The organism is Janthinobacterium sp. BJB301 (assembly GCF_002735685.1).
In the GTDB taxonomy this organism is placed as follows: domain Bacteria; phylum Pseudomonadota; class Gammaproteobacteria; order Burkholderiales; family Burkholderiaceae_D; genus Janthinobacterium; species Janthinobacterium lividum.
Map to the genome: position 1 here is coordinate 46,334 of NZ_PDZJ01000004.1, position 20,672 is coordinate 67,005.

Here is a 20,672-nt window from a genome sequence, read left to right on the forward strand (position 1 = left end):
GTTTGCAACTTGATCTGGCTCAGGATGCCGCCTGGCCACCGCGCTTGACGAAGAACAAGGCCGTGCCGACAGCCATCAGCAAGCCGCCAAAGAAGCGGTTCTGCTTTTTCACGGCCCTGGCATCGCGGAAAAAGCGTTGCATCGACGAAGCCAGGAAGGCGTAGCTGTGCATGACGACCTGATCGATCGTGCACATGGTGACGGCCAGTATCAGCAGTTGCGGCAGCAGGGGCGCAGCAGGGCTGATGAATTGCGGCAATACCGCCACCATGAAAATGATGCCTTTCGGATTCGTCACATTGGTCAAAAAACCCGTCAGCACGCGCCGGCCCATGGAGGGCACCACGGCGTCGGCATGCAGGTCGCCCGTCACGGCCACCTTGGCGCGCCACTGCGACAGGCCCAGGTAGATCAGGTACAAGGCGCCCACCGTCTTGACGATATTGAAGGCCACTTCGGAGGCCAGCAGCAAGGAACCGACGCCGGCGCCGGCGATGCCCAGCACCACCAGCAGCCCCAGCTGCAGGCCGAGAATGGTGGCGCTGGCCTTTTTCACCCCGTACGACAGGCCGTGCGACATCGACAGCACGGCGCCCGAGCCGGGCGAGACGGCGATGATGGAGGCGGCGATGACAAAGGTGATCCAGGTGGCGAAGTGCATGCGGTTTCCAAAAAATGGTGGCGATGAACAATTTTAACCCGCTCAGTGCGGCCTTGCCGGCCCGCCCTGAGGTAAGATCGCACTCACACACCTCCTTGCCGTACAACCAAGAATAACATCATGAAAAACAACACTTTCCTCGCTCCGCCATGCCCTGCCACCACCGTGGGAGCGCGCTGAGATGGCCGGCTCCAGCCTGCTGGCCCTGCTCGACGACATCGCCAGCATCCTCGACGACGTTTCCCTGATGACCAAGGTAGCCGCCAAGAAGACGGCCGGCGTGCTCGGTGACGACCTGGCCCTGAACGCGCAGCAGGTGGCCGGCGTGCGCGCCGAGCGCGAACTGCCCGTGGTCTGGGCCGTCGCCGTCGGCTCGCTGAAGAACAAGGCCATCCTCGTGCCCGCCGCGCTGGCCATCAGCGCGTTCGCGCCGTGGGCCATCACGCCGCTGCTGATGGTGGGCGGCGCCTACCTGTGCTTCGAAGGCTTCGAAAAGATCGCGCACAAGTATCTGCACCCGGACGACAGCCACAAGGCCGAGCTGGCACAGGCGCTGCGCGACCCGCAGGTCGACCTCGTCGCGCTGGAAAAGGACAAGATCAAGGGCGCCATCCGCACCGATTTCATTTTGTCGGCGGAAATCATCGTCATCGCCCTGGGCACGGTGGCCGCGGCCACCTTCGCCGAGCAGGTGGCCGTCGTCGTCGGCATCGCCCTCATCATGACGGTGGGCGTGTACGGCCTGGTGGCGGGCATCGTCAAGCTCGATGACGCGGGCTTTTACCTGGCGGCGCGCAAGGGCGCGGGCGCGCTGATGGATGGCGTGCGCGGCTTTGGCCGCATGCTCGTGTCGGCGGCGCCGAAACTGATGAAATTTCTCTCCGTCGTGGGCACCCTGGCCATGTTCATGGTCGGCGGCGGCATCCTGACGCACGGCTGGCCGTGGGCCAGCGGCATGCTGCACCATGCGGAAGCAGCCGTCGGCGGCGTGGCCGGCATCGGCCCCGTGCTGGCCGCCGTCACGCCCAGCCTGATCAACGCGGTGGCCGGCCTCATCGCCGGTGGCCTGGTGCTGGCCGGCGTTACGGCCGTGTCAGCTTTATTGCGCATGGTCAAGCCAAGCAAATAAACTTTCTGGTCTGATGGGACGGCAGGCGCATCCGTGCCTGCCGCCCCGGCCATGCCGGCGGCGCTTGCCTGCCCATGGAGACCCTATGCAGACTTCCCCCATCCAACGTCCCAGCAGCGCCTTTATCGGCGCCTCCTGGGCGGCATTGCTGATCGGCGCCATCACCTACCTTTCCGGCCTGTGGAACGCCAGCATGGCGCTCAACGAAAAGGGCTATTACTTCACCATCCTCATGTATGGCCTGTTCGCCGCCATCTCGCTGCAAAAATCCGTGCGCGACCGCGCCGAAGGCATCGCCGTGACGGGCATCTATTTCGGCCTGTGCTGGATTTCCGTGCTGCTGGCCTTGCTACTGCTCACGGTCGGCTTGTGGAACGCCACCCTGCAGAACAGCGAGAAGGGTTTCTATGCCATGGCATTCCTGCTCAGCCTGTTTGCCGCCGTCGCCGTGCAAAAGAATGTGCGCGACGTGGCGCGTGCCTCGGCCGCCTCGCCCGCCGAGGCACCGGGAACTTAAATAGCAGCAGCACGTCTATTCCTGTATCCATGTCGGGAGAGGATGATGGGCGACCAGCAGAAACGTTTACAGATGGCACTAGAGGCGGCGCACATGGCGATCTGGGATTCGCGCATCGTCGATGGCCAGGTCATCGACGGCACGGTCAGCTGGTCGGCCAAGGGCGCCACCTTGCTGGGCCTGGAAGAGCGCGCGCTGACGCAGCCATTTCGCAGCTTTCTCGACTGCGTGCACACCGGCGACCGCGACAAGGTGATCAAAGTGCTGCAGGACGGCGTGCGCCGGCGCGGCGGCTACGCCCTGCAATACCGCGTCGTCTGGCCCGACGGCAGCGAACACTGGCTGGCGGCCAAGGCGCACATCTTCATGGATGCCGGCGGGCAGCCCGAACGCACCTTGGGCATCATCTGGGATATCACCGAACACATGGCGCGCGAGCTCATGATCGCCGAGCGCAAGGAACTGGCCGAAGTGACGCTCAGTTCCATCGGCGATGGCGTCATCACCACCGATCCGCACGGCAAGACGCGCTACCTGAACCGGGTGGCCGAGCAATTGACGGGCTGGAGCAACGAGCTGGCGCAGGGCCGGGACATCGGCCAGACCATGCCGCTGGCCGATGAACGCACGGGCGAAGCACGCGAGCACGTGGCCATGCGCTGCCTGCAACAGCGCCAGGCCATCGGCATTTCCCCCCGCTCGCAACTGATCACGCGCGAAGGGCGGCGCATCGCCATCGAAGAATCGGCCGCGCCCATCTGGTCGCGCGACGGCGATATCCTCGGCGCCGTCGTCGTGTTCCGCGACGTCAGCCACGAGCGCAAGCTGAGTCAGCAACTGTCGTGGCAAGCCACGCACGACGCCCTGACGGGGCTGATCAACCGGCGCGAATTCGAACACCTGGTGGCCGGCGCCCTGCACACGGCCAAGCAGGATGGCCACATGCATGCGCTGCTGTACCTGGACCTGGACCAGTTCAAGGTCATCAACGACACCAGCGGCCATGGCGCCGGCGACGTGCTGCTGCAGCTGCTGGCCAAGATGCTGCAGGCGCGCATGCGCGACAGCGACATCCTGGCGCGCCTCGGCGGCGATGAACTGGGCGTGCTGCTGCCGCACTGTCCGCTCGAGCATGCGCGCCAGATCGGCGAACAGCTGCGCCAGTCCGTGCGCGACTTCCGTTTCGCCTGGGATAACCGCAGCTTCGAGCTGGGCGTGAGCATCGGCATCGTGGAAATCAACGAGGACAGCAAGTCCATGAGCGAGCTGCTCAGCGCCGCCGACCAGGCTTGCTACCTGGCCAAGGAGCAGGGCCGCAACCGCATCCATGCCTACCAGGAGTCGGACGTCATGCTGGCGCAGCGGCATGGCGAAATGCTGTGGATCTCGCGCCTGAACGAAGCGTTCGCGCACGATTATTTCCGCCTGTACGCCATGCCCATCGTGCACCTGCACGACAGCCCGGAACACCACGACGAAGTGCTGATCCGCATCCACAACAGCCAGGGCGACCTGATCTTGCCGGGCGCCTTCATTCCGGCCGCCGAACGCTACGACATGATGCTGTCCATCGACCGCTGGGTCATCCGTGCCGTCTGCCACCATATCCAGAGCGTGCGCGACAGCCTGCCGCCTTTGGCCGCGCTGGCGGAAAGCCGGCGCCGCGCACCGGCCCTGTATTCCGTCAACCTGTCGGGCATGTCGCTGGCCGATGCCGGCTTGCACGACTACATCACCGAACAGTTCGTAGAATTCGCGATTGCCCCCGAGCAAATCTGCTTTGAAATCACGGAAACGGCCGTCATCGCCAACCTGCCCAAGGCGCAGGTGTTCATGCGCCAGCTCAAGGCCCTGGGCTGCCGCTTTTCGCTTGACGACTTCGGCAGCGGTTTTTCCTCGTTCGGCTACCTGAAGGCCCTGCCCGTCGACTATTTGAAGATCGACGGCGTCTTCGTGCGCGACATCGCCACCAATGCCATCAACCGCGCCATGGTCAAGGCCATCAATGAGGTGGGCCACGTGATGGGCTTGAAAACGGTGGCCGAATACGTGGAAGACGATGCCACCCTGGCCGTCATCCGCGAACTGGGCATCGACTACGCGCAAGGCTACGCCGTGGGCAGCCTGCGCCCCCTGACGGCGGGTATCGATTAGCCGCTGCCGACAACCAGTGCCTTTAAAACAATGCCGCATTGCTATCGCTAAATGCGTGCAAGCACGACCAATCTGGAGGATTTTGATCTACATCAATAAATTTGCGCAGGCGACTCCTTACACTGATCTCCATTCTTGCAATCGTGCAAGTCTTACTCACCAATTGCCTATTTAACTGATCAGGAAGCCGCGACCATGCGACAAAATTTGCCAGTGACTAACCGTGAAGTCCTCGTCCTGGACGATCAGGCCATCGTGTCGAAAACGGATATGAACGGCAATATCGTGTATGTGAACCCCTACTTCAGCCAGGTCAGCGGCTTCAGCGAGGCAGAGCTGCTCGGTTCGCCCCAGAACATCGTGCGCCACCCGGACATGCCGGCCGAAGCGTTTGCCGACCTGTGGGCCTCGATCCAGGCCGGTACGCCGTGGACGGGCCTGGTCAAGAACCGCTGCAAGAACGGCGACTTTTACTGGGTGCGCGCCAACGTCACGCCCATCCGCGAAGCGGGCAAGACCATCGGCTACATGTCCGTGCGCGTGAAAGCGGACAAGGACCAGGTCAAGGCGGCCGAAGAAGCCTATGCGGCCATCCGCAACAAGGAAGGCGGCAACATCGTCATCAAGAACGGACAGATCGTGCGCCCGGGCCTGGCGCACCTGCTGCACAACCTGACGCACATGTCGCTCAACCTGCGCATCTGGGCCGCCACCTCCATCGTCAACTGTCTGCAGCTGCTGGTGTGCGTCATCAGCCTGTTCGCCAGCGGCGGCAAGATCACCAATTACGCCATCTTCGGCGCCACCCTGTTCGGCTTCCTGATCAACGTCTTCCTCTGGTACACCTTGCGCATGTCCGTGCTCAAGCCGCTGGGCAAGGCCCTGAACGGCGCGCGAGCCATTGCCGCCGGCGACCTGTCGGGCAGTTTTGAAACGGAAAGCACGGATGAAGTGGGGCAACTGCTGCGCGCGCTGCAACAGATGAACAGCAACCTGATCGCCACCATCCGCGACGTGCGCATCAACGTGGAAACCATGGCCGTGGCCACCAAGCAAATCGCCGTCGGCAATATGGACCTCTCGGGCCGCACGGAATCGCAGGCCGCCAGCCTGGAAGAGACGGCCTCGAGCATCGAGGAATTCTCGTCGACCGTGAAACAGAATGCGGACAACTCGGTGCAGGCGAATGAACTGGCCGTGGCCGCCTCGAAAGTGGCCGTGCAGGGCGGCGAGATCGTTTCCGAAGTGATCACCACCATGGACGAGATCAACACCTCGTCGAAGAAAATCGTCGACATCATCGGCCTGATCGAAGGCATCGCCTTCCAGACCAACATCCTGGCCTTGAACGCGGCCGTGGAAGCGGCGCGCGCCGGCGAGCAGGGCAGGGGCTTCGCCGTGGTGGCGGGCGAAGTGCGCAACCTGGCGCAGCGCTCGTCCGTGGCAGCCAAGGATATCAAGCAACTTATTGAAATTTCCGTCGGCAAGGTGGGCGCCGGCATGCTGCAGGTGAACCGCGCCGGCGCCACCATGGAACAGGTGGTCAGCTCCGTCAAGCAGGTGACGGCCATCATGCAGGAAATTTCCATCGCTTCGCGCGAACAGAGCATCGGCGTCGACCAGGTCAACCAGGCCATCGCCCACATGGACCAGGTCACGCAGCAGAACGCGGCCCTGGTGGAAGAAGCCGCCGCGGCCGCCACGCGTCTGGCGGAAGAAGCAGCCAGCCTGTCGCAAGCCGTGAGCCTGTTCAATTTCGGCAAGATGCCGCCACCGCGCCGCGTCGCCATGCCTGGCGGAAAATCAGGTGCTGCGGGCGCCGCGAACGCCGGCAAACCCGCCATGAAACGCCTGGCCGCCTAAACCTTTCAAGACTTCATACACACCATGCCTACACTACTCAGCAGTGCTTCCGCCGACCTGGACGCCGTCGTCGAATTCGACCCGGTCATCATCGGCAAGATGAGCCAGTCCGGCCCGCGCTACACGTCTTACCCGACCGCCGACCGTTTCAATGCGGAATTTGGCTACGGCAACTTCCTCGAAGCGCTGGCCGCCCTGCGCATGCGCGGCGGCCGCCGTCCGCTGTCGCTGTACGTGCATGTGCCGTTCTGCGACACCCTGTGCTACTACTGCGCCTGCAACAAGATCATCACGAAAGATCGCAGCAAGGCCGCTACCTACCTCAGCTATCTGAAACAGGAAATCGCCATGCAGGGCAAGCTGTTTGCCGGCATGAACCAGATCGAGCAGCTGCATTTCGGCGGCGGCACGCCCACTTACCTGAGCGAAAAGCAGATGGACGAACTGATGGCGCACTTGCGCCAGCATTTCGAGTTCGCGTCCGATGAAGACGGCGAATATTCGATCGAGATCGATCCGCGCACCGTGTCGCGCGAGCGCGTGTTTTCCCTGCGCGCGCAAGGCTTCAACCGCATCAGCCTGGGCGTGCAGGATTTCGACGCCGACGTGCAAAAGGCCGTCAACCGCATCCAGCCGGAAGCGGAAACGGTGGCCATCATGCAGGCGGCGCGCGATGCCGGTTTCCGCTCGATCAGCATCGACCTGATCTACGGCCTGCCCAAGCAAAGCCTGGATACCATGACGGAAACCTTGCGCAAGGTCATTTCCGCCAGCCCCGACCGCATCGCCCTGTACCACTACGCGCACATGCCGCACCTGTTCAAGCCGCAGCGCCGCATCCTCGACGCCGACATGCCCGACAGCGCCACCAAGCTGGCCATGCTGGGCCTGTGCATCGCGCGCCTGACGGCCGCCGGCTATGTCTACATCGGCATGGACCATTTCGCCAAGCCGACGGACGATCTGGCCGTGGCGCAGCGCCAGGGCCGTTTGCACCGCAACTTCCAGGGCTATTCCACGCGCGCGGAAGCGGACCTGATCGCCTGCGGCGTGTCGGCCATCAGTTCCGTCGGCGCCGTCTACAGCCAGAATGAAAAGACGCTCGACGCGTACTATGAAAAGCTCGACGAAGGCGTGTTGCCGATCGCGCGCGGCATCAAGCTCGATACGGACGATTTGTTGCGCCGTATCATCATCCAGATGCTGATGTGCAATTTCGAATTGTCGATCGCCAGCATCGAGCAAGCGCACCCCGTCAAATTCCGCAGCTATTTCGCCGCCGAGCTGGACAAGCTGCGCGAACTGGCGCGCGACGGCTTGCTCGTCATCGAGGAAGACTGGCTGACGGTGACGCCGAAAGGGCGCTTGCTGATCCGCAATATCTGCATGGTCTTCGACCGCTACCTGACCCTGGCGCGCGCCAACACGGCGCCCGACGCCGTGCAGCCGCTGCGCTACTCGAAAACGGTGTAGCGCAGCGCGATGAATGCCCTCAGCCTCGTGCCCATGTTCCTGGTCGGCCTGGCCGGCAGCGTGCACTGCATCGGCATGTGCGGCGGCATCGTCGGCGCCCTGTCGCTGGGCGGGGGCGCACCGGCGGCGCCCGTGCGCCCCGTCATTTCCATCGCCGTGGCGCGCCCCGCATTGCAGACCAGCGTGCAAACGAACGTGCTGCGCGTGCTGGCGTACAACGGCGGGCGCATAGGCAGCTACATGCTGGCTGGCGCCATGGCCGGCAGCCTGGCGGGCGCCGGCATGCTGCACCTGGCGTCATTGCAGGTGGCCGGCTACTGGCTGGCCAACCTGATGCTGGTGGCTTTGGGCCTGTACCTGATGGATGCCTGGCGCGGCCTGGCCCACCTGGAAGCGGCCGGCAATGTCGTCTGGCGCCGCGTGCGCCCCCTGCTGAAACCGCTGATGCCGATGGATACGCCGTTCAAGGCGCTGGCCGTGGGCGGCCTGTGGGGCTGGGTGCCGTGCGGCATGGTCTACAGCGCGCTGCTGACGGCCATGATGCAAGGTTCTGCCCTGAACGGCGCGGCCGCCATGGCCGCCTTCGGCCTGGGCACCCTGCCCACCCTGCTGGGCATGGGCTTGCTGGGCACGCGCTTGCGCACGCAGATGCAGCGCCGTCCCGTGCGCATCGCCAGCGGCTTGCTGGTGCTGGGCTTTGGCTTGCTGGGCCTGCTGCGCGCCGCGAATGGCGTGTCGCTGGGCTGGCTCGACGCCCTGTGCGTCACGGGCCATCCATGAAAAGACGCATGAAACCAAACCTATGAATGCTGTTTTACAACCCTCCGCCTGCTTCCATTGCGGCTTGCCCGTCCCGAGCGGTTCCAGCTGGAACGTCACCATCGACGAGGTGCCGCGCGCCATGTGCTGCCCCGGCTGCGAAGCGGTGGCGCAAACCATCGTCGACATCGGCCAGAGCGCGTACTACCGCGACCGCGATGAATACGCCGTCAACGCGTTTGATGCCACCCTGATGCCGCCCGAGCTGCGCCTGTACAGCAATGACGATGCGCAATTCGCGCGCGACGCCAGCAGCTGCGAAGCGACGCTGTCCGTCGAAGGCATCCGCTGCGCCGCCTGCGTCTGGCTGATCGAGCGCCAGCTGACGCGCCTGCCCGGCGTGCAGGCAGCCAGCCTGAACGTCGCCACGGAGCGCCTGTACGTGCGCTGGAGCCGCGCCGAATGCGAGCCGGGCGACATCCTGCAAGCCGTGCGCCAAGTCGGCTATACGGCCTATCCGTATGATGCCGTGCGCCATGGCGAGCGCCTGCAAAAGGCCAGCAAGACCCTGGGCCGCCAGCTGTTCGTGGCCGGCCTGTCGATGATGCAGGTGATGATGTACGTGGCGCCCGCCTACCTGGCCGAGGATGGCACGCTGGACGACAATATGGCCAGCCTGATGCGCTGGGCCAGCCTGCTCTTGACCCTGCCGGCCATCTGCTATTCGGCCATGCCGTTTTTCCAGGGCGCCTGGGCCAGCCTGCGCGCGCGCACCCTGGGCATGGACGTGCCCGTGGCGCTGGGCATCCTGGCGGCCTTCTTCGGCAGCGTGGTGGCGACCTTTACGGGCCGCGGCGAGGTGTATTACGACTCGGCCACGATGTTCATCTTCCTCTTGCTGTGCAGCCGCTATTTCGAGCTGCAGGCACGCCGCAAGGCCGCCTCGGCCCTCGAGCGCCTGCAGCACGCCTTGCCCGCCTCCGCGTCGCTGATGGCGGGCTTCCCGGACAACCGCGCCACCACGCTGGTGCCGGCCGGCAGCCTGGCCGTCGGTGACGTCATCCTGGTGAAACCGGGCGAGGCGATTGCCGCCGACAGCATCATCGTCGAAGGCACGAGCGCGCTCGATTTATCCCTGCTGACGGGCGAGAGCGCGGCGCAACGGAGAAAAACGGGAGAACGGGTGCCGGGCGGGGCGATCAACGCCAGCGCGGCGCTCATCTTGCGCGTGCTGAAACCGGCGCGCGAAAGCACCCTGTCTGACCTGTTGAAACTGATCGAACGGGCCGGCAGCGGCAAGCCGCAGATCGCGCAGTGGGCCGACAAGGTCGCCGCCTGGTTCGTGCTGGGCTTGCTGCTGTTTGCCATCGCCGTGTTCGCCTTCTGGAGCTGGCACGACCCGTCGCAGGCGTGGCCCGTGGCCATCGCCGTGCTGGTCGTCTCGTGCCCCTGCGCGCTGTCTCTCGCCACGCCGACGGCGCTGGCGGCGGCCACCGACAGCCTGCTGCGGCGCGGCGTGCTGATCGTCCAGCCGCATGTGCTGGAAACCCTGCACCGCGCCACCCACATCGTCTTCGACAAGACGGGAACCTTGACGCTGGGCCGGCCCGTGCTGCGGCAAATCGAGGGACTCGGCAGCATGAGCGAGGATGCTTGCCTGCAGGTGGCCGCCGCGCTGGAAGCGGGCAGCGCCCATCCGCTGGCTCAGGCGATCCTGGCGGCGGCAGGGGAACAGCCGCAGCCGCGCACGCATGCGGAGCAATTGCAGGAAGTGCAGGGCCAGGGACTCGAAGGCGTGATCAATGGCGTGCGCTACCGCCTGGGCAACGCGGCCTTTGTCGCCGCCATCGCCGGGCCGCCGCTGGGCGACACGGCCGTCGGCATGCAGGGCATGACGCCGCTGTACCTGGGCACGCAGGGGCGCTGGCTGACGCGCTTCTTACTCAGCGATGCGCTGCGCCCCGAGGCGCGCGACGTGGTCGCGTATTTCCAGCGGCGCGGCAAGCAGGTCGTGCTGCTCAGCGGCGACCAGGAAGCGCTGACGCAAAGCGTGGCGACGGAACTGGGCATCAACACGGCGTGCGGCGAATGCCTGCCCGATGAAAAGCTCGATTTCGTGCAGCAGTTGCAGGCGACGGGCGCCGTGGTGGCGATGGTGGGCGACGGCATCAACGACGCCGCCGTGCTGAGCGGTGCCGACGTGTCCTTCGCCATGGGTTCCGGCGCCGCCCTGGCGCAGGCGCATGCGGACACCGTGCTGCTGTCGAGCCAGTTGGTGTCCGTGCTCGACACGGCGAAAACGGCCGCGCGCAGCATGCGCATCATCCGCGAAAACCTGGGCTGGGCCACCCTGTACAATCTGACGGCCATCCCGGCCGCCGCGCTGGGTTTCCTGAACCCCTGGCTGTCCGGCGTCGGCATGGCTGCCAGCTCGGCCGTCGTCATCGCCAACGCCCTGCGCCTGCGGAAAGCCTGAACATGGAAGCACTCTACCTCCTGATCCCCTTGAGCGTCGTGGTCGTCTTCATCGCCCTGTGGGTGTATTTCACGGCCTCGGACGGCGGCCAGTTCGACGACCTCGTCGGACCAGGCCTGCGCGTGCTGCAGGACGACGATAAGACGGCCAAGCCGGCGCCCGGCGAACCGCATCCCTGATTTCACCCGCCCGGATTGCCGGGATCTTGCATGGCTTTTTTGACCGAAATATCACTTTATTTCGATGCCAGTTCGCTACGCTTATTTCATCCGGGGAATTTTGATCCACATCAAAGTTTTTTCGCGGTCAAACACTTACTCTCTGGCCACCATCATAAATAGTAATTCCAGGGAGAGTCTTTGTGGATCAATCGCTGAACTATAACTACAAGATCGTGAAGCAATTCGCGGTCGCTACTGTGGTATGGGGCATCATCGGCATGCTGGTTGGCGTTATCATCGCCGCTCAGCTGGCCTGGCCTGCCCTGAACCTCGACATACCATGGCTGACATACGGACGCTTGCGTCCGCTGCACACGAATGCGGTGATTTTCGCCTTCGGCATCTGCGGCCTGTTCGCTACTTCGTACTACGTTGTCCAGCGCACCTGCCAGGTGCGCCTGTTTTCCGACAAACTGGCCGCCTTCACGTTCTGGGGCTGGCAAGCGGTGATCCTGTGCGCCGTCGTCACCCTGCCCTTGGGCATGACACGCGGCAAGGAATACGCCGAACTGGAATGGCCTATCGCCATCCTCATCGCCGTCGTCTGGATCGCCTACGCCATCGTGTTCTTCGGCACCCTGATCAAGCGCAAGGTCAAGCACATCTACGTGGCCAACTGGTTCTTCGGCGCCTATATCCTGGCCGTGACGATCTTGCACGTGGTCAATGGCGCCGTCATGCCAGCCTCGTTCACCAAGTCGTATTCCGCGTATGCGGGCGTGCAGGACGCGATGATCCAGTGGTGGTACGGCCATAACGCGGTGGGTTTCATCCTGACCGCCGGCTACCTGGGCATGGTGTACTACTTCATCCCGAAACAGGCCGAGCGCCCCGTGTACTCGTACCGTTTGTCGATCGTCCACTTCTGGGCGCTGATCTTCACCTACATGTGGGCCGGCCCGCATCACCTGCACTACACGGCATTGCCTGACTGGACGCAATCGATCGGCATGGTCTTCTCGCTGGTCCTCCTGGCACCAAGCTGGGGCGGCATGATCAACGGCATCATGACCCTGTCGGGCGCCTGGCACAAGCTGCGCACCGATCCGATCCTGAAATTCATGATCGTCTCGCTGTCGTTCTACGGCATCGCCACCTTCGAAGGTCCGATGATGTCGATCAAGACCATCAACTCGCTGTCGCACTACACCGACTGGACCGTTGCCCACGTGCATGCGGGCGCCCTGGGCTGGGTGGGCTTCATCACCATGGGTTCCATCTACTACCTGCTGCCGCGCCTGGCTGGCCGCACGCAGATGCACAGCACGCGCCTGGTCGACGTGCACTTCTGGGTGGCCACCATCGGCATCGTGCTGTACATCGCCGCAATGTGGATCGCCGGCGTGATGCAGGGCCTGATGTGGCGCGCGGTCAATCCGGACGGCACCCTGACCTACACCTTTGTCGAGAGCGTGAAAGCGACGTATCCGTACTACGTGGTGCGCGTGGCCGGTGGCCTGCTGTACCTGTCGGGTATGTGCATCATGGGCTACAACACCTGGATGACGCTGCGCGGCAGCAAACTCCCCGTCGCCCGCATTCCGGAACTGAACGCGGCGCACGCCTGATAGGAGCGAAAGCAAATGAAATTTTCACATGCATGGATTGAAAGAAACCCCTGGCTGCTGATCGCCCTGGTCACGGTGGTGATCAGCATCGGCGGCGCCGTCGAGATCGTTCCCCTGTTCTTCCAGAAGAGCACGACGGAACCCGTCGCCGGCCTGAAACCGTACTCGCCGCTGCGCCTGGCGGGCCGCGACATTTACGTGCGCGAAGGCTGCTACAACTGCCACTCGCAGATGGTGCGTCCGCTGCGCGCGGAAACGGAACGCTATGGCCACTATTCGGTCGCCGGCGAATTCGTCTACGACCGTCCGTTCCAGTGGGGTTCCAAGCGCACGGGCCCCGACCTGGCCCGCGTGGGCGCGCGCTACAGCGACGAATGGCACCGCACGCACTTGAACAACCCGCGCGACGTGGTGCCCGAGTCGAACATGCCGTCCTACCCCTGGCTGGCGAAGACCAAGCTGGTGCCTGACGAGATCATGCCGAAGATGCGCGCCCTGAAACGCCTGGGCCAGCCGTACAGCGATGAAGAGATCACCGCCGGCCCCGCGCAGCTGCAGGACAAGACGGAAGAAGACGCCCTGGTCGCCTATCTGCAAGGCCTCGGTACATTAATCAAAACAAGGAATTAGCATGGCAATCGAAAACCTGTTTGACAGCGCCAGCAGCGTCATGACGGTGGTTTCCTTTACGACGTTCGTGGGCATCCTGTGGTGGACGTTCAGCCGCAGCAACAGCGACTTCGACGCGGCGGCCCGCCTGCCGTTCGCCGACGACGCGCTCGACTATCCGGCCGAAGCCGAAATGACCCTGGCGAAGGAGCATAACCATGGCTGACTTTACCAATGGCTTCTGGAATATCTACATCATCGTGCTGTCCCTGCTGGGCATCATCGGCTGCGGCGTGCTGCTGTACTCGCAGTCGAAAATCAAAGTGGTCGAGGGCGCCCCCGCTGACGGCACCACGGGCCACGTCTGGGACGAGGACTTGAAGGAACTCAATACGCCGATGCCGCGCTGGTGGATGTGGTTGTTCTACATCACCATCGTCTTCTCCCTGGCGTACCTGTTCCTGTATCCGGGCCTGGGCAACTATGCCGGCAGCCTGGGCTGGAAATCGACGGGCCAGTACGAGGAAGAACTGAAGAAGGCGGAAGCCGACTACGGTCCCCTGTTCAACAAGTACCTGAGCCAGGACTTGAAGACGGTGGCCGCCGATCCGCAGGCGCAAGCCATCGGCCAGCGCCTGTTCCTGACCTACTGCGCGCAATGCCACGGTTCGGATGCACGCGGCAACAAGGGCTTCCCCAACCTGACCGACAAGGACTGGCTGTATGGCGGCGAACCCGACATCATCAAGACCACCATCCTGCACGGCCGCAATGGGCAGATGCCACCGATGGGCGCCGCCCTGGGCTCCGAAAAGGATGTCGAGAACGTGGCCCATTATGTGCTGAGCCTGTCCGGCTCGACCTCGGATCCCGTCAAGTCCGTGCTGGGCAAGGCCAAGTTCGGCGCCTGCATGGCCTGTCATGGCGCCGATGCCAAGGGTAACCAGATGCTGGGCGCGCCGAACCTGACGGACAAGACCTGGCTGTACGGCGGCAGCGCCGATACCATCATGGAAACCGTACGCAAGGGACGCAGCAACACCATGCCGGCCTTCAGCGATTTCCTCGGCGAATCCAAGGTACACGTGCTGTCGGCGTATGTCTGGAGCCTGTCGAATCCGCAGGCACCCGCAAAGTAAAAATGGAACCTCAAGTCATCAAGATGTATGCGGCCCGCGAGCAAATCTACCCTCGCGAGGCCAAAGGACGCTACGCTACCTGGCGATGGGTATGCGTATGGCTTACCCAGCTGGCGTTCTACGGCTTGCCGTGGTTGACCTGGAATGGCAGGCAAGCCCTGCTGTTCGATTTGACCACGCGCAAGTTCTACATTTTCGGCGTCGTGCTGTGGCCCCAGGATTTCATCTATCTGGCGGCCCTGCTGATCATCTGTGCGTATTTGTTGTTCCTCGTCACGGCCATTGCCGGGCGGGTGTGGTGCGGGTTCTCCTGCCCGCAAACGGTATACACGGAAATTTTCCTGTGGGTCGAACGCCGCATCGAGGGCACGCGCAGCGCGCGCATGGCCCTCGACAAGCAGGGCCCTTCCGTGCGCAAGGCCTTCAAGAAGACGGCCAAGCACCTGGTATGGGGCGCCATCGCCCTGTGGACGGGCTTTACCTTTGTCGGCTACTTCACGCCGATCAAGGAACTGGCGCAGTCGGTCACCACCCTCAATTTCGGTCCCTGGGAATGGTTCTGGGTCTTGTTCTACAGCCTGGCAACCTACGGCAACGCGGGCTGGCTGCGCGAGCAGGTGTGCAAATACATGTGCCCCTACGCGCGCTTCCAGAGCGCCATGTTCGACCAGGACACGCTGATCATCACCTACGATGCCAAGCGCGGCGAACCGCGTGGCGCCATGAGCAAGAAGGCCGGCAACAACGACAAGCTGGGCGATTGCATCGACTGTACCCTGTGCGTGCAGGTGTGTCCGACCGGCATCGATATCCGCAACGGCCTGCAGTATGAATGCATCGGCTGCGCCGCCTGCGTCGATGCCTGCAACAGCGTGATGGACAAGGTCGAGCGGCCGCGTGGCCTGATACGCTACAGCACCGACCATGCGATGGAAAACAACTTCAATTCGAAGCAGATACGCCAGCGCGCCATGCGCCCGCGCGTCTTGATCTACACTTCCATCCTGGCCCTGATCATCATCGCCGTGTGTACCTCGCTGGCCCTGCGCACGCCCCTGAAAATGGACGTGATCCGCGACCGCGGTTCGATGGGACGCGAAGTGGAGGACGGCATGATCGAAAACGTCTACCGCCTGCAGATCATGAATACGTCCGAGCAAAGCCAGCATTTTAAAATCAGCGCTTCCGGCTTGCCGGGCCTGACCTTGCTGACGCGCGAAGAAGTGACCTTGCAGCCGACGGAAACGCTGGGCTGGCCGATCCGCCTGCGCGTGCCGCACGGCGTCGGCGAGAAGGGCTCAAACAAGATTGCGATCGAATTGCAATCGCTGGACGATCCATCGCTGCATGTGCGTGAAAGCGCGGTATTCATCGTGCCACGTTAACAAGGAAAGGCGGACGGGGACCGGGTGCCCTCGCCGCCGCCACGAAGTTGCAGGAAGGCCGGTCCCCATGCGGGGACTGGCTGATTAAACAGGAGAAATATCATGTCCGACAGTCTGAAACTGCAAGCACCCGTTGCACCGTGGTACAAGCATCGCTGGCCATGGCTGCTGATGATCGGTCCCGGCCTGTCCGTGGTCGTCGGCAGCTTCATGGGCTATATCGCGTTTACGCAGCCCGATGCGCTGGTGGTGGGCGATTATTACAAGCAGGGCAAGGCGATCAACCAGGATTTGAAGCGCGACACGATCGCCAGCGACCTGGCCATGGATACGCGCCTGTCATATGACGTGGCTGCAGCGCGCCTCAGTGGTTCCGTGCACAGCTTCGGCAAGGCCTATCAGGCGCCTTTGCTGCTGCACCTGGCGCATGCGACCCTGCCGGAAAAGGATATCAAGCTGCTGGTGCAGCCCGATGCGGCCGGCAATTTTTCCGTAGCACTGCCGATGCTCGAACGCAGCCGCTGGCAAGTGCTGGTGGAAAACGACAAACGCGAGTGGCGCCTGTCCGGCATCTGGACCTGGCCCCTGCAACGCAGCATCGCGCTACATGCGGACGAGGAACTGTAAGTCTTATTTGCAGACGTCCGTGCCGGCCGTAATGGCTTTCAACTTGGCCGGCTGCAGGATTTCGATCTCGCGGTTCGAGACGCGCAGCCAGCCTTCCTTCTTGAATTTCGACAATAAGCGGCTGACGCTTTCGATGGTCAGGCCCAGATAGTTACCGATTTCCTCACGCGACATGCGCAACTGGAAATTGCTGCCCGAATAGCCGCGTGCTTCATAGCGCGACGCCAGGTTGACGATGAAGGCGGCAAAACGCTGAGTCGCCTGCATATTGCCCAGCAATAGCATGACGCTTTGCTCGCGCGTGATTTCCTGGCTCATCATGCGGTGGAAATGACGCAGCAGGGTCGGCATATTGCCCAGCAATTGTTCCAGGCTGGAAAACGGAATTTCACACACTTCACTGTCTTCCAGCGCCACCGCATTACAGTGGTGGCGGTCGGCGCTGATGGCATCCATGCCCAGCAGTTCACCGGCCATCTGGAAACCCGTCACCTGCTCTTCGCCACCCGGATTGATCTGGTAGGTCTTGAAGTGCCCGAGGCGGATCGCGTACAGATTCTGGAACGAGTCGCCGATGCGGAACAGCGAGGCCCCACGCACGATCTTGCGGCGGCGGCCGATGATCTGGTCCAGCCTATCCATGTCGCCCACATCGAGGCCCATCGGCAGGCACAATTGATGCATGCTGCAGGTCGAGCATCGTGCACGCAACGCCTCCACGTTCACGGTGGGCAAGGTGGGAGTGAGTAGCGCTTCAGTCATGTCGGTACCTTTTAGAAAATGCAACAACAAGTTTACTGCATACAGCTGCATACAGGGTTGCCGTATGCCAATTTCACCGTAAATTCGGCGAATAAACGACGTCCAGCCTTTAATTATATGGCAACATCGTCAAAAGCCCATACGGGGCGGGCAATTTGCGCGGCGGCGCTTGCCAAGCTGGGGTATTGATAGGAAAATTCCTGACAGCATTATCTGCCGCCTGTGCCGCCCGGCACTGAAAAGGAAATCATGAAGCCTCTCGGCATTAAAGCAAAAGTCGCGCTGGCCACCAGCCTGACCTCGATCGCCATGATCGCGCTGGTCACCATGATCCAGGTGCAGCACATGCGCGACGACTTCACCCGAGTACTGCTGAGCCAGCAGTCATCGCTGATCAGCCGCACCGCTGCCGAGCTCGACGACAAGCTGGGCATGCTGCTGCAGATTGTCACCCTGACGGCCAGGCAGCAGCCGCCGGAACTGATCGCCCAGCCCGCCAAACTGCGCGAATACTATGCGCGCCGCTCGATGCTGGTGCTGTTCGACGACGTGCTGGTGCTCGACGCGCATGGCGCCATCGTGGCCGACATGCCGGAAGTGACGGGGCGCGCCGGCATCAACGTCGCCGAGCGCGAGTATTTCCAGACCGTCCTGCGCACGCGCCAGCCCATGATTACCGAGCCGATGCTGGGCAAGTCGAGCGGCATGCCCATCGTGCAGATGGTGGCGCCCGTGCTGGCCGCCGATGGCCAGGTGGCCGGCGTGGTGATCGGCGTGCTGCGCCTGTACAAGGACAATCTGCTGGGCCGCCTGCGCTCGGAAAAGATCGGCAAGAGCGGCTATTACTTCATCCTCACGCGCGGCGCCGTGCCGCGCTACGTGCTGCACCCCGATACCAGCCGTTTGCTGCAGCCGCGCAAGCCGAACGCCAACCTGACGACCACCCAGCTGCTGAAGGAGGATGGCGAAGGCAGCATGGTCAGCACCAACAGCCGCGGCATCACGGCCGTCAACAGCTTCAAGCGCCTGAAATCCGTGAACTGGCTGCTGGCCGCCTCGCTGCCCGTCGAGGATGCCTTCGAACCGTTCGATGGCGTACTGTACCGGCTGGTGCTGTGGAGCATCCTCGCTTCGCTGCTGGCCGCCTTTGTTCTGGGCTTGGTCACCGTACGCCTGCTGTCGCCGCTGGTGCGCCTGCGCGACACCCTGCTGGCCCTGCGCACCAGCGGCAGCCGTTTCACCCCCGTGCCGGTACAGCAGCGCGACGAGATCGGCGAACTGACGGAAGCGTTCAACGGCCTGATGAGCGAACGCGACCGCCTTCAGCAGGAACTCGAAGCGCGCGCGGCGGAGCTGGAGCAGGAACGCGACCGGGCCGAGGCGGCCAACCGTGCCAAGAGCGATTTCGTGGCCAACATGAGCCATGAAATCCGCACGCCCCTCAATGCCGTGCTGGGCATGGTGTATTTGCTGGGCAATACCAGGCTCGACACGGAACAGCGCAAGTACCTGACCATGGTCAGAGTGGCGGGCCAGTCGCTGCTGGGCATCCTCAACGATGTGCTCGACTATTCGAAGATAGAGGCGCGCCGCATGGAATTGTCGCCCGTCGAATTCGACCTCGACGAAGTCATGAATACCCTGGCCACGACGATGACGATGAATGCGGGCGAAAAGGAGCTGGAACTGGCCATCGCCGTCGAGCCCGACGTGCCGCGGCGCCTCGTGGGCGACGCCCAGCGCCTGCAGCAAATTCTCGTCAACCTGGCCGGCAACGCCATCAAGTTTACCGAGAGCGGCGAGGTGGTGGTGGCCGTCAGTCTGGCCGAGAGCGAAAACGGGCGCGCCTGGCTGCGCTTCGAAGTGCGCGACACGGGCATCGGCATGACGGAACTGCAGCAACAGCAGCTGTTTGCCGCGTTTTCACAGGGCGACCAGAGCATCACGCGGCGTTTCGGCGGCACGGGCCTGGGCCTGGCCATCAGCAAGCAGCTGATCCACATGATGGGCGGCGACATCGCCGTCGCCAGCAGCGAAGGCAAGGGCAGCCGCTTCTGGTTCAGCGTGCCCTTCGAGATGCTGGCGCAGCCGGCCGAAACGCGGCGCACGCCGGCCCTGGGCCAGCTGCGCCTGCTGGTGGCCGACGACAACCGCACCACGCGCGAACTGATCGTCAAGCTGATCGAGGCGTGGGGCTGGCTGGCCGACGAAGTGGACTCCGGCTTTGCCGCCATCGAACTGTACCGCGAACGCCTTGCGCAGCAGCAGCCGTATGATGTGGTGCTGGCCGACTGGCACATGCCCGTGATGGACGGACTGGCCACGGCCAAGGCCATCCGCCAGGCGGCCAGCGGCCAGCGCCAGCCCATCGTGGTGATGGTCAACGCCTTCGCCCGCAACCACCTGGAGGAAATCTCCAGCGCGGCCGAGGCCGATGTCGTGCTGATGAAGCCGATCACGGGCTCCAGCCTGTTCGATGCCCTGCACCAGGCGCTGATCGCCAAGAATGACGGCGGCGAGCAGCGCATCCTGCACCAGCCGCTGGGCACGGAACTGGCCGGCGTGCATTTCCTGCTGGTGGAAGACAATCATTTGAACCAGGCCGTGGCGCGCGGCATCCTCGAACACATGGGCGCCACCCTGGACGTGGTGGGCGATGGCTTGCAAGCCGTGGAACGGCTGCGCACGGAAGCGCTGCGCTACGACATCGTGCTGATGGACATGCAGATGCCCGTCATGGACGGTTTCAGCGCCACCCACATCATCCGCACGGAACTGCGCTTGAGCCTGCCCGTGATCGCCATGACGGCCGGCGTGCTGGCGTCCGAGCGCGAGCGCTGCATGACGGCCGGCATCAGCGACTTCATCGCCAAGCCCGTGGTGGTGGAAGAGATGATGGAAGTCATCCTGCGCCACCTGCCCAAGCGCCCGCAAGTGCAGGCGGCCGAGCCGGTACGCGTCGCCGATGAAGAAGTGTTTTCCATGGCGCCGCTGATGCGCGTGATGGGACGCGACGCGAAGGGGCGCGGCGTGCTGCGGCGCATGGTGGAAGACGCGCTGAACAAGGGCATGACGCCCGTGCGCGACGCCGAAACAGCGTTGCAATCGGGCCGCCACAGCGACGTGGCGCGCATCCTGCACGGCGTGCGCGGCTCCGTGGGCACCCTGGGCACGAAACGTCTGATCCGCGCCGCGTTCGCCACCGAGGAAGCCATCGACGCGGGCCGCCTGGACGAGGTGCCGGCGCTGCTGGCGCACACGGCGCAGGAACTGGAACAAGCGCTGGCGGCGGCGACGGATTGGTTGTCGCGGTTGAAGGATTAAGCTCG

17 protein-coding genes are annotated in these 20,672 nt (G+C 63.5%); 15 read left to right on the top strand and 2 right to left on the bottom strand.

Annotation, left to right across the window (positions count from 1 at the left end):
- Positions 1-19 precede the first annotated feature (19 nt).
- Positions 20-661, bottom strand: a complete 642-nt coding sequence (locus CSQ91_RS22250) for a LysE family transporter (protein ID WP_070257886.1) — start codon at positions 659-661, stop codon at positions 20-22.
- Positions 662-842: 181 nt separating this feature from the next.
- On the opposite strand from CSQ91_RS22250, the gene CSQ91_RS22255 reads away from it, so the two are divergent.
- The 14 genes from CSQ91_RS22255 to CSQ91_RS22320 all read left to right on the top strand — a co-directional run bounded on the left by CSQ91_RS22255 (position 843) and on the right by CSQ91_RS22320 (position 16,581).
- Complete coding sequence (locus tag CSQ91_RS22255; protein WP_034752497.1) at positions 843-1,790, top strand: DUF808 domain-containing protein; 948 nt, start codon at positions 843-845, stop codon at positions 1,788-1,790.
- An 85-nt stretch (positions 1,791-1,875) separates the two neighbouring features.
- Positions 1,876-2,307: an inner membrane protein YiaA gene (gene yiaA / locus CSQ91_RS22260; RefSeq protein ID WP_034782737.1), complete on the top strand. Its 432-nt coding sequence runs from the start codon at positions 1,876-1,878 to the stop codon at positions 2,305-2,307.
- Between the two features lie 93 nt (positions 2,308-2,400).
- Positions 2,401-4,461: an EAL domain-containing protein gene (locus CSQ91_RS22265; RefSeq protein WP_257217444.1), complete on the top strand. Its 2,061-nt coding sequence runs from the start codon at positions 2,401-2,403 to the stop codon at positions 4,459-4,461.
- A gap of 195 nt (positions 4,462-4,656) precedes the next feature.
- Positions 4,657-6,324, top strand: coding sequence for a methyl-accepting chemotaxis protein (locus CSQ91_RS22270; RefSeq protein WP_034782732.1), 1,668 nt, complete (start codon positions 4,657-4,659; stop codon positions 6,322-6,324).
- Positions 6,325-6,348: 24 nt separating this feature from the next.
- Complete coding sequence (hemN, locus tag CSQ91_RS22275; RefSeq protein ID WP_070257883.1) at positions 6,349-7,797, top strand: oxygen-independent coproporphyrinogen III oxidase; 1,449 nt, start codon at positions 6,349-6,351, stop codon at positions 7,795-7,797.
- Positions 7,798-7,806: 9 nt separating this feature from the next.
- Positions 7,807-8,577, top strand: coding sequence for a sulfite exporter TauE/SafE family protein (locus CSQ91_RS22280; protein ID WP_099389665.1), 771 nt, complete (start codon positions 7,807-7,809; stop codon positions 8,575-8,577).
- Between the two features lie 22 nt (positions 8,578-8,599).
- Entirely contained in the window at positions 8,600-11,032 is a 2,433-nt protein-coding gene (locus CSQ91_RS22285) for a heavy metal translocating P-type ATPase (protein ID WP_099389666.1), read from the top strand.
- Between the two features lie 2 nt (positions 11,033-11,034).
- The gene (ccoS, locus tag CSQ91_RS22290; protein WP_099389667.1) at positions 11,035-11,211 is read left to right on the top strand and encodes a cbb3-type cytochrome oxidase assembly protein CcoS; all 177 of its coding nucleotides are present in this window, start codon (positions 11,035-11,037) and stop codon (positions 11,209-11,211) included.
- A gap of 182 nt (positions 11,212-11,393) precedes the next feature.
- A complete protein-coding gene (gene ccoN / locus CSQ91_RS22295; protein WP_034782722.1) occupies positions 11,394-12,821 on the top strand; it encodes a cytochrome-c oxidase, cbb3-type subunit I in 1,428 nt (475 codons plus the stop codon).
- A 15-nt stretch (positions 12,822-12,836) separates the two neighbouring features.
- Positions 12,837-13,451 (top strand): cytochrome-c oxidase, cbb3-type subunit II, encoded by a 615-nt coding sequence (gene ccoO, locus CSQ91_RS22300; RefSeq protein ID WP_099389668.1) that lies wholly within the window; start codon positions 12,837-12,839, stop codon positions 13,449-13,451.
- Position 13,452: 1 nt separating this feature from the next.
- Positions 13,453-13,656 carry a cbb3-type cytochrome oxidase subunit 3 gene (locus tag CSQ91_RS22305; protein WP_034782719.1) on the top strand — a complete coding sequence of 68 codons (204 nt, stop codon included), beginning with the start codon at positions 13,453-13,455 and terminating at the stop codon, positions 13,654-13,656.
- On the top strand, positions 13,649-14,569 hold the full coding sequence (ccoP, locus tag CSQ91_RS22310; RefSeq protein WP_099389669.1) for a cytochrome-c oxidase, cbb3-type subunit III: 921 nt from the start codon (positions 13,649-13,651) through the stop codon (positions 14,567-14,569). Before CSQ91_RS22305 ends, ccoP begins: the two co-directional genes overlap by 8 nt.
- 2 nt (positions 14,570-14,571) lie before the next feature.
- A complete protein-coding gene (gene ccoG, locus CSQ91_RS22315; RefSeq protein ID WP_034782714.1) occupies positions 14,572-15,954 on the top strand; it encodes a cytochrome c oxidase accessory protein CcoG in 1,383 nt (460 codons plus the stop codon).
- A 102-nt stretch (positions 15,955-16,056) separates the two neighbouring features.
- Complete coding sequence (locus CSQ91_RS22320; RefSeq protein WP_034782712.1) at positions 16,057-16,581, top strand: FixH family protein; 525 nt, start codon at positions 16,057-16,059, stop codon at positions 16,579-16,581.
- Positions 16,582-16,584: 3 nt separating this feature from the next.
- Here the strand turns inward: CSQ91_RS22320 and fnr are convergent, their stop codons facing one another.
- Entirely contained in the window at positions 16,585-17,343 is a 759-nt protein-coding gene (fnr, locus tag CSQ91_RS22325; protein WP_034782711.1) for a fumarate/nitrate reduction transcriptional regulator Fnr, read from the bottom strand.
- Between the two features lie 249 nt (positions 17,344-17,592).
- Between fnr and CSQ91_RS22330 the strand changes: the two genes are divergently transcribed.
- A complete protein-coding gene (locus CSQ91_RS22330) occupies positions 17,593-20,667 on the top strand; it encodes a response regulator (RefSeq protein WP_099389831.1) in 3,075 nt (1,024 codons plus the stop codon).
- The last annotated feature ends 5 nt before the right edge of the window (positions 20,668-20,672 follow it).

Excerpts from the sequence above, each read along its gene's own strand:
- CSQ91_RS22250 (WP_070257886.1), bottom strand. The coding sequence starts at position 661 with ATGCACTTCGCCACCTGGATCACCTTTGTCATCGCCGCCTCCATCATC.
- CSQ91_RS22255 (WP_034752497.1), top strand. The coding sequence starts at position 843 with ATGGCCGGCTCCAGCCTGCTGGCCCTGCTCGACGACATCGCCAGCATC.
- yiaA (WP_034782737.1), top strand. The coding sequence starts at position 1,876 with ATGCAGACTTCCCCCATCCAACGTCCCAGCAGCGCCTTTATCGGCGCC.
- CSQ91_RS22265 (WP_257217444.1), top strand. The coding sequence starts at position 2,401 with ATGGCGATCTGGGATTCGCGCATCGTCGATGGCCAGGTCATCGACGGC.
- CSQ91_RS22270 (WP_034782732.1), top strand. The coding sequence starts at position 4,657 with ATGCGACAAAATTTGCCAGTGACTAACCGTGAAGTCCTCGTCCTGGAC.
- hemN (WP_070257883.1), top strand. The coding sequence starts at position 6,349 with ATGCCTACACTACTCAGCAGTGCTTCCGCCGACCTGGACGCCGTCGTC.
- CSQ91_RS22280 (WP_099389665.1), top strand. The coding sequence starts at position 7,807 with ATGAATGCCCTCAGCCTCGTGCCCATGTTCCTGGTCGGCCTGGCCGGC.
- CSQ91_RS22285 (WP_099389666.1), top strand. The coding sequence starts at position 8,600 with ATGAATGCTGTTTTACAACCCTCCGCCTGCTTCCATTGCGGCTTGCCC.
- ccoS (WP_099389667.1), top strand. The coding sequence starts at position 11,035 with ATGGAAGCACTCTACCTCCTGATCCCCTTGAGCGTCGTGGTCGTCTTC.
- ccoO (WP_099389668.1), top strand. The coding sequence starts at position 12,837 with ATGAAATTTTCACATGCATGGATTGAAAGAAACCCCTGGCTGCTGATC.
- CSQ91_RS22305 (WP_034782719.1), top strand. The coding sequence starts at position 13,453 with ATGGCAATCGAAAACCTGTTTGACAGCGCCAGCAGCGTCATGACGGTG.
- ccoP (WP_099389669.1), top strand. The coding sequence starts at position 13,649 with ATGGCTGACTTTACCAATGGCTTCTGGAATATCTACATCATCGTGCTG.
- ccoG (WP_034782714.1), top strand. The coding sequence starts at position 14,572 with ATGGAACCTCAAGTCATCAAGATGTATGCGGCCCGCGAGCAAATCTAC.
- CSQ91_RS22320 (WP_034782712.1), top strand. The coding sequence starts at position 16,057 with ATGTCCGACAGTCTGAAACTGCAAGCACCCGTTGCACCGTGGTACAAG.
- fnr (WP_034782711.1), bottom strand. The coding sequence starts at position 17,343 with ATGACTGAAGCGCTACTCACTCCCACCTTGCCCACCGTGAACGTGGAG.
- CSQ91_RS22330 (WP_099389831.1), top strand. The coding sequence starts at position 17,593 with ATGAAGCCTCTCGGCATTAAAGCAAAAGTCGCGCTGGCCACCAGCCTG.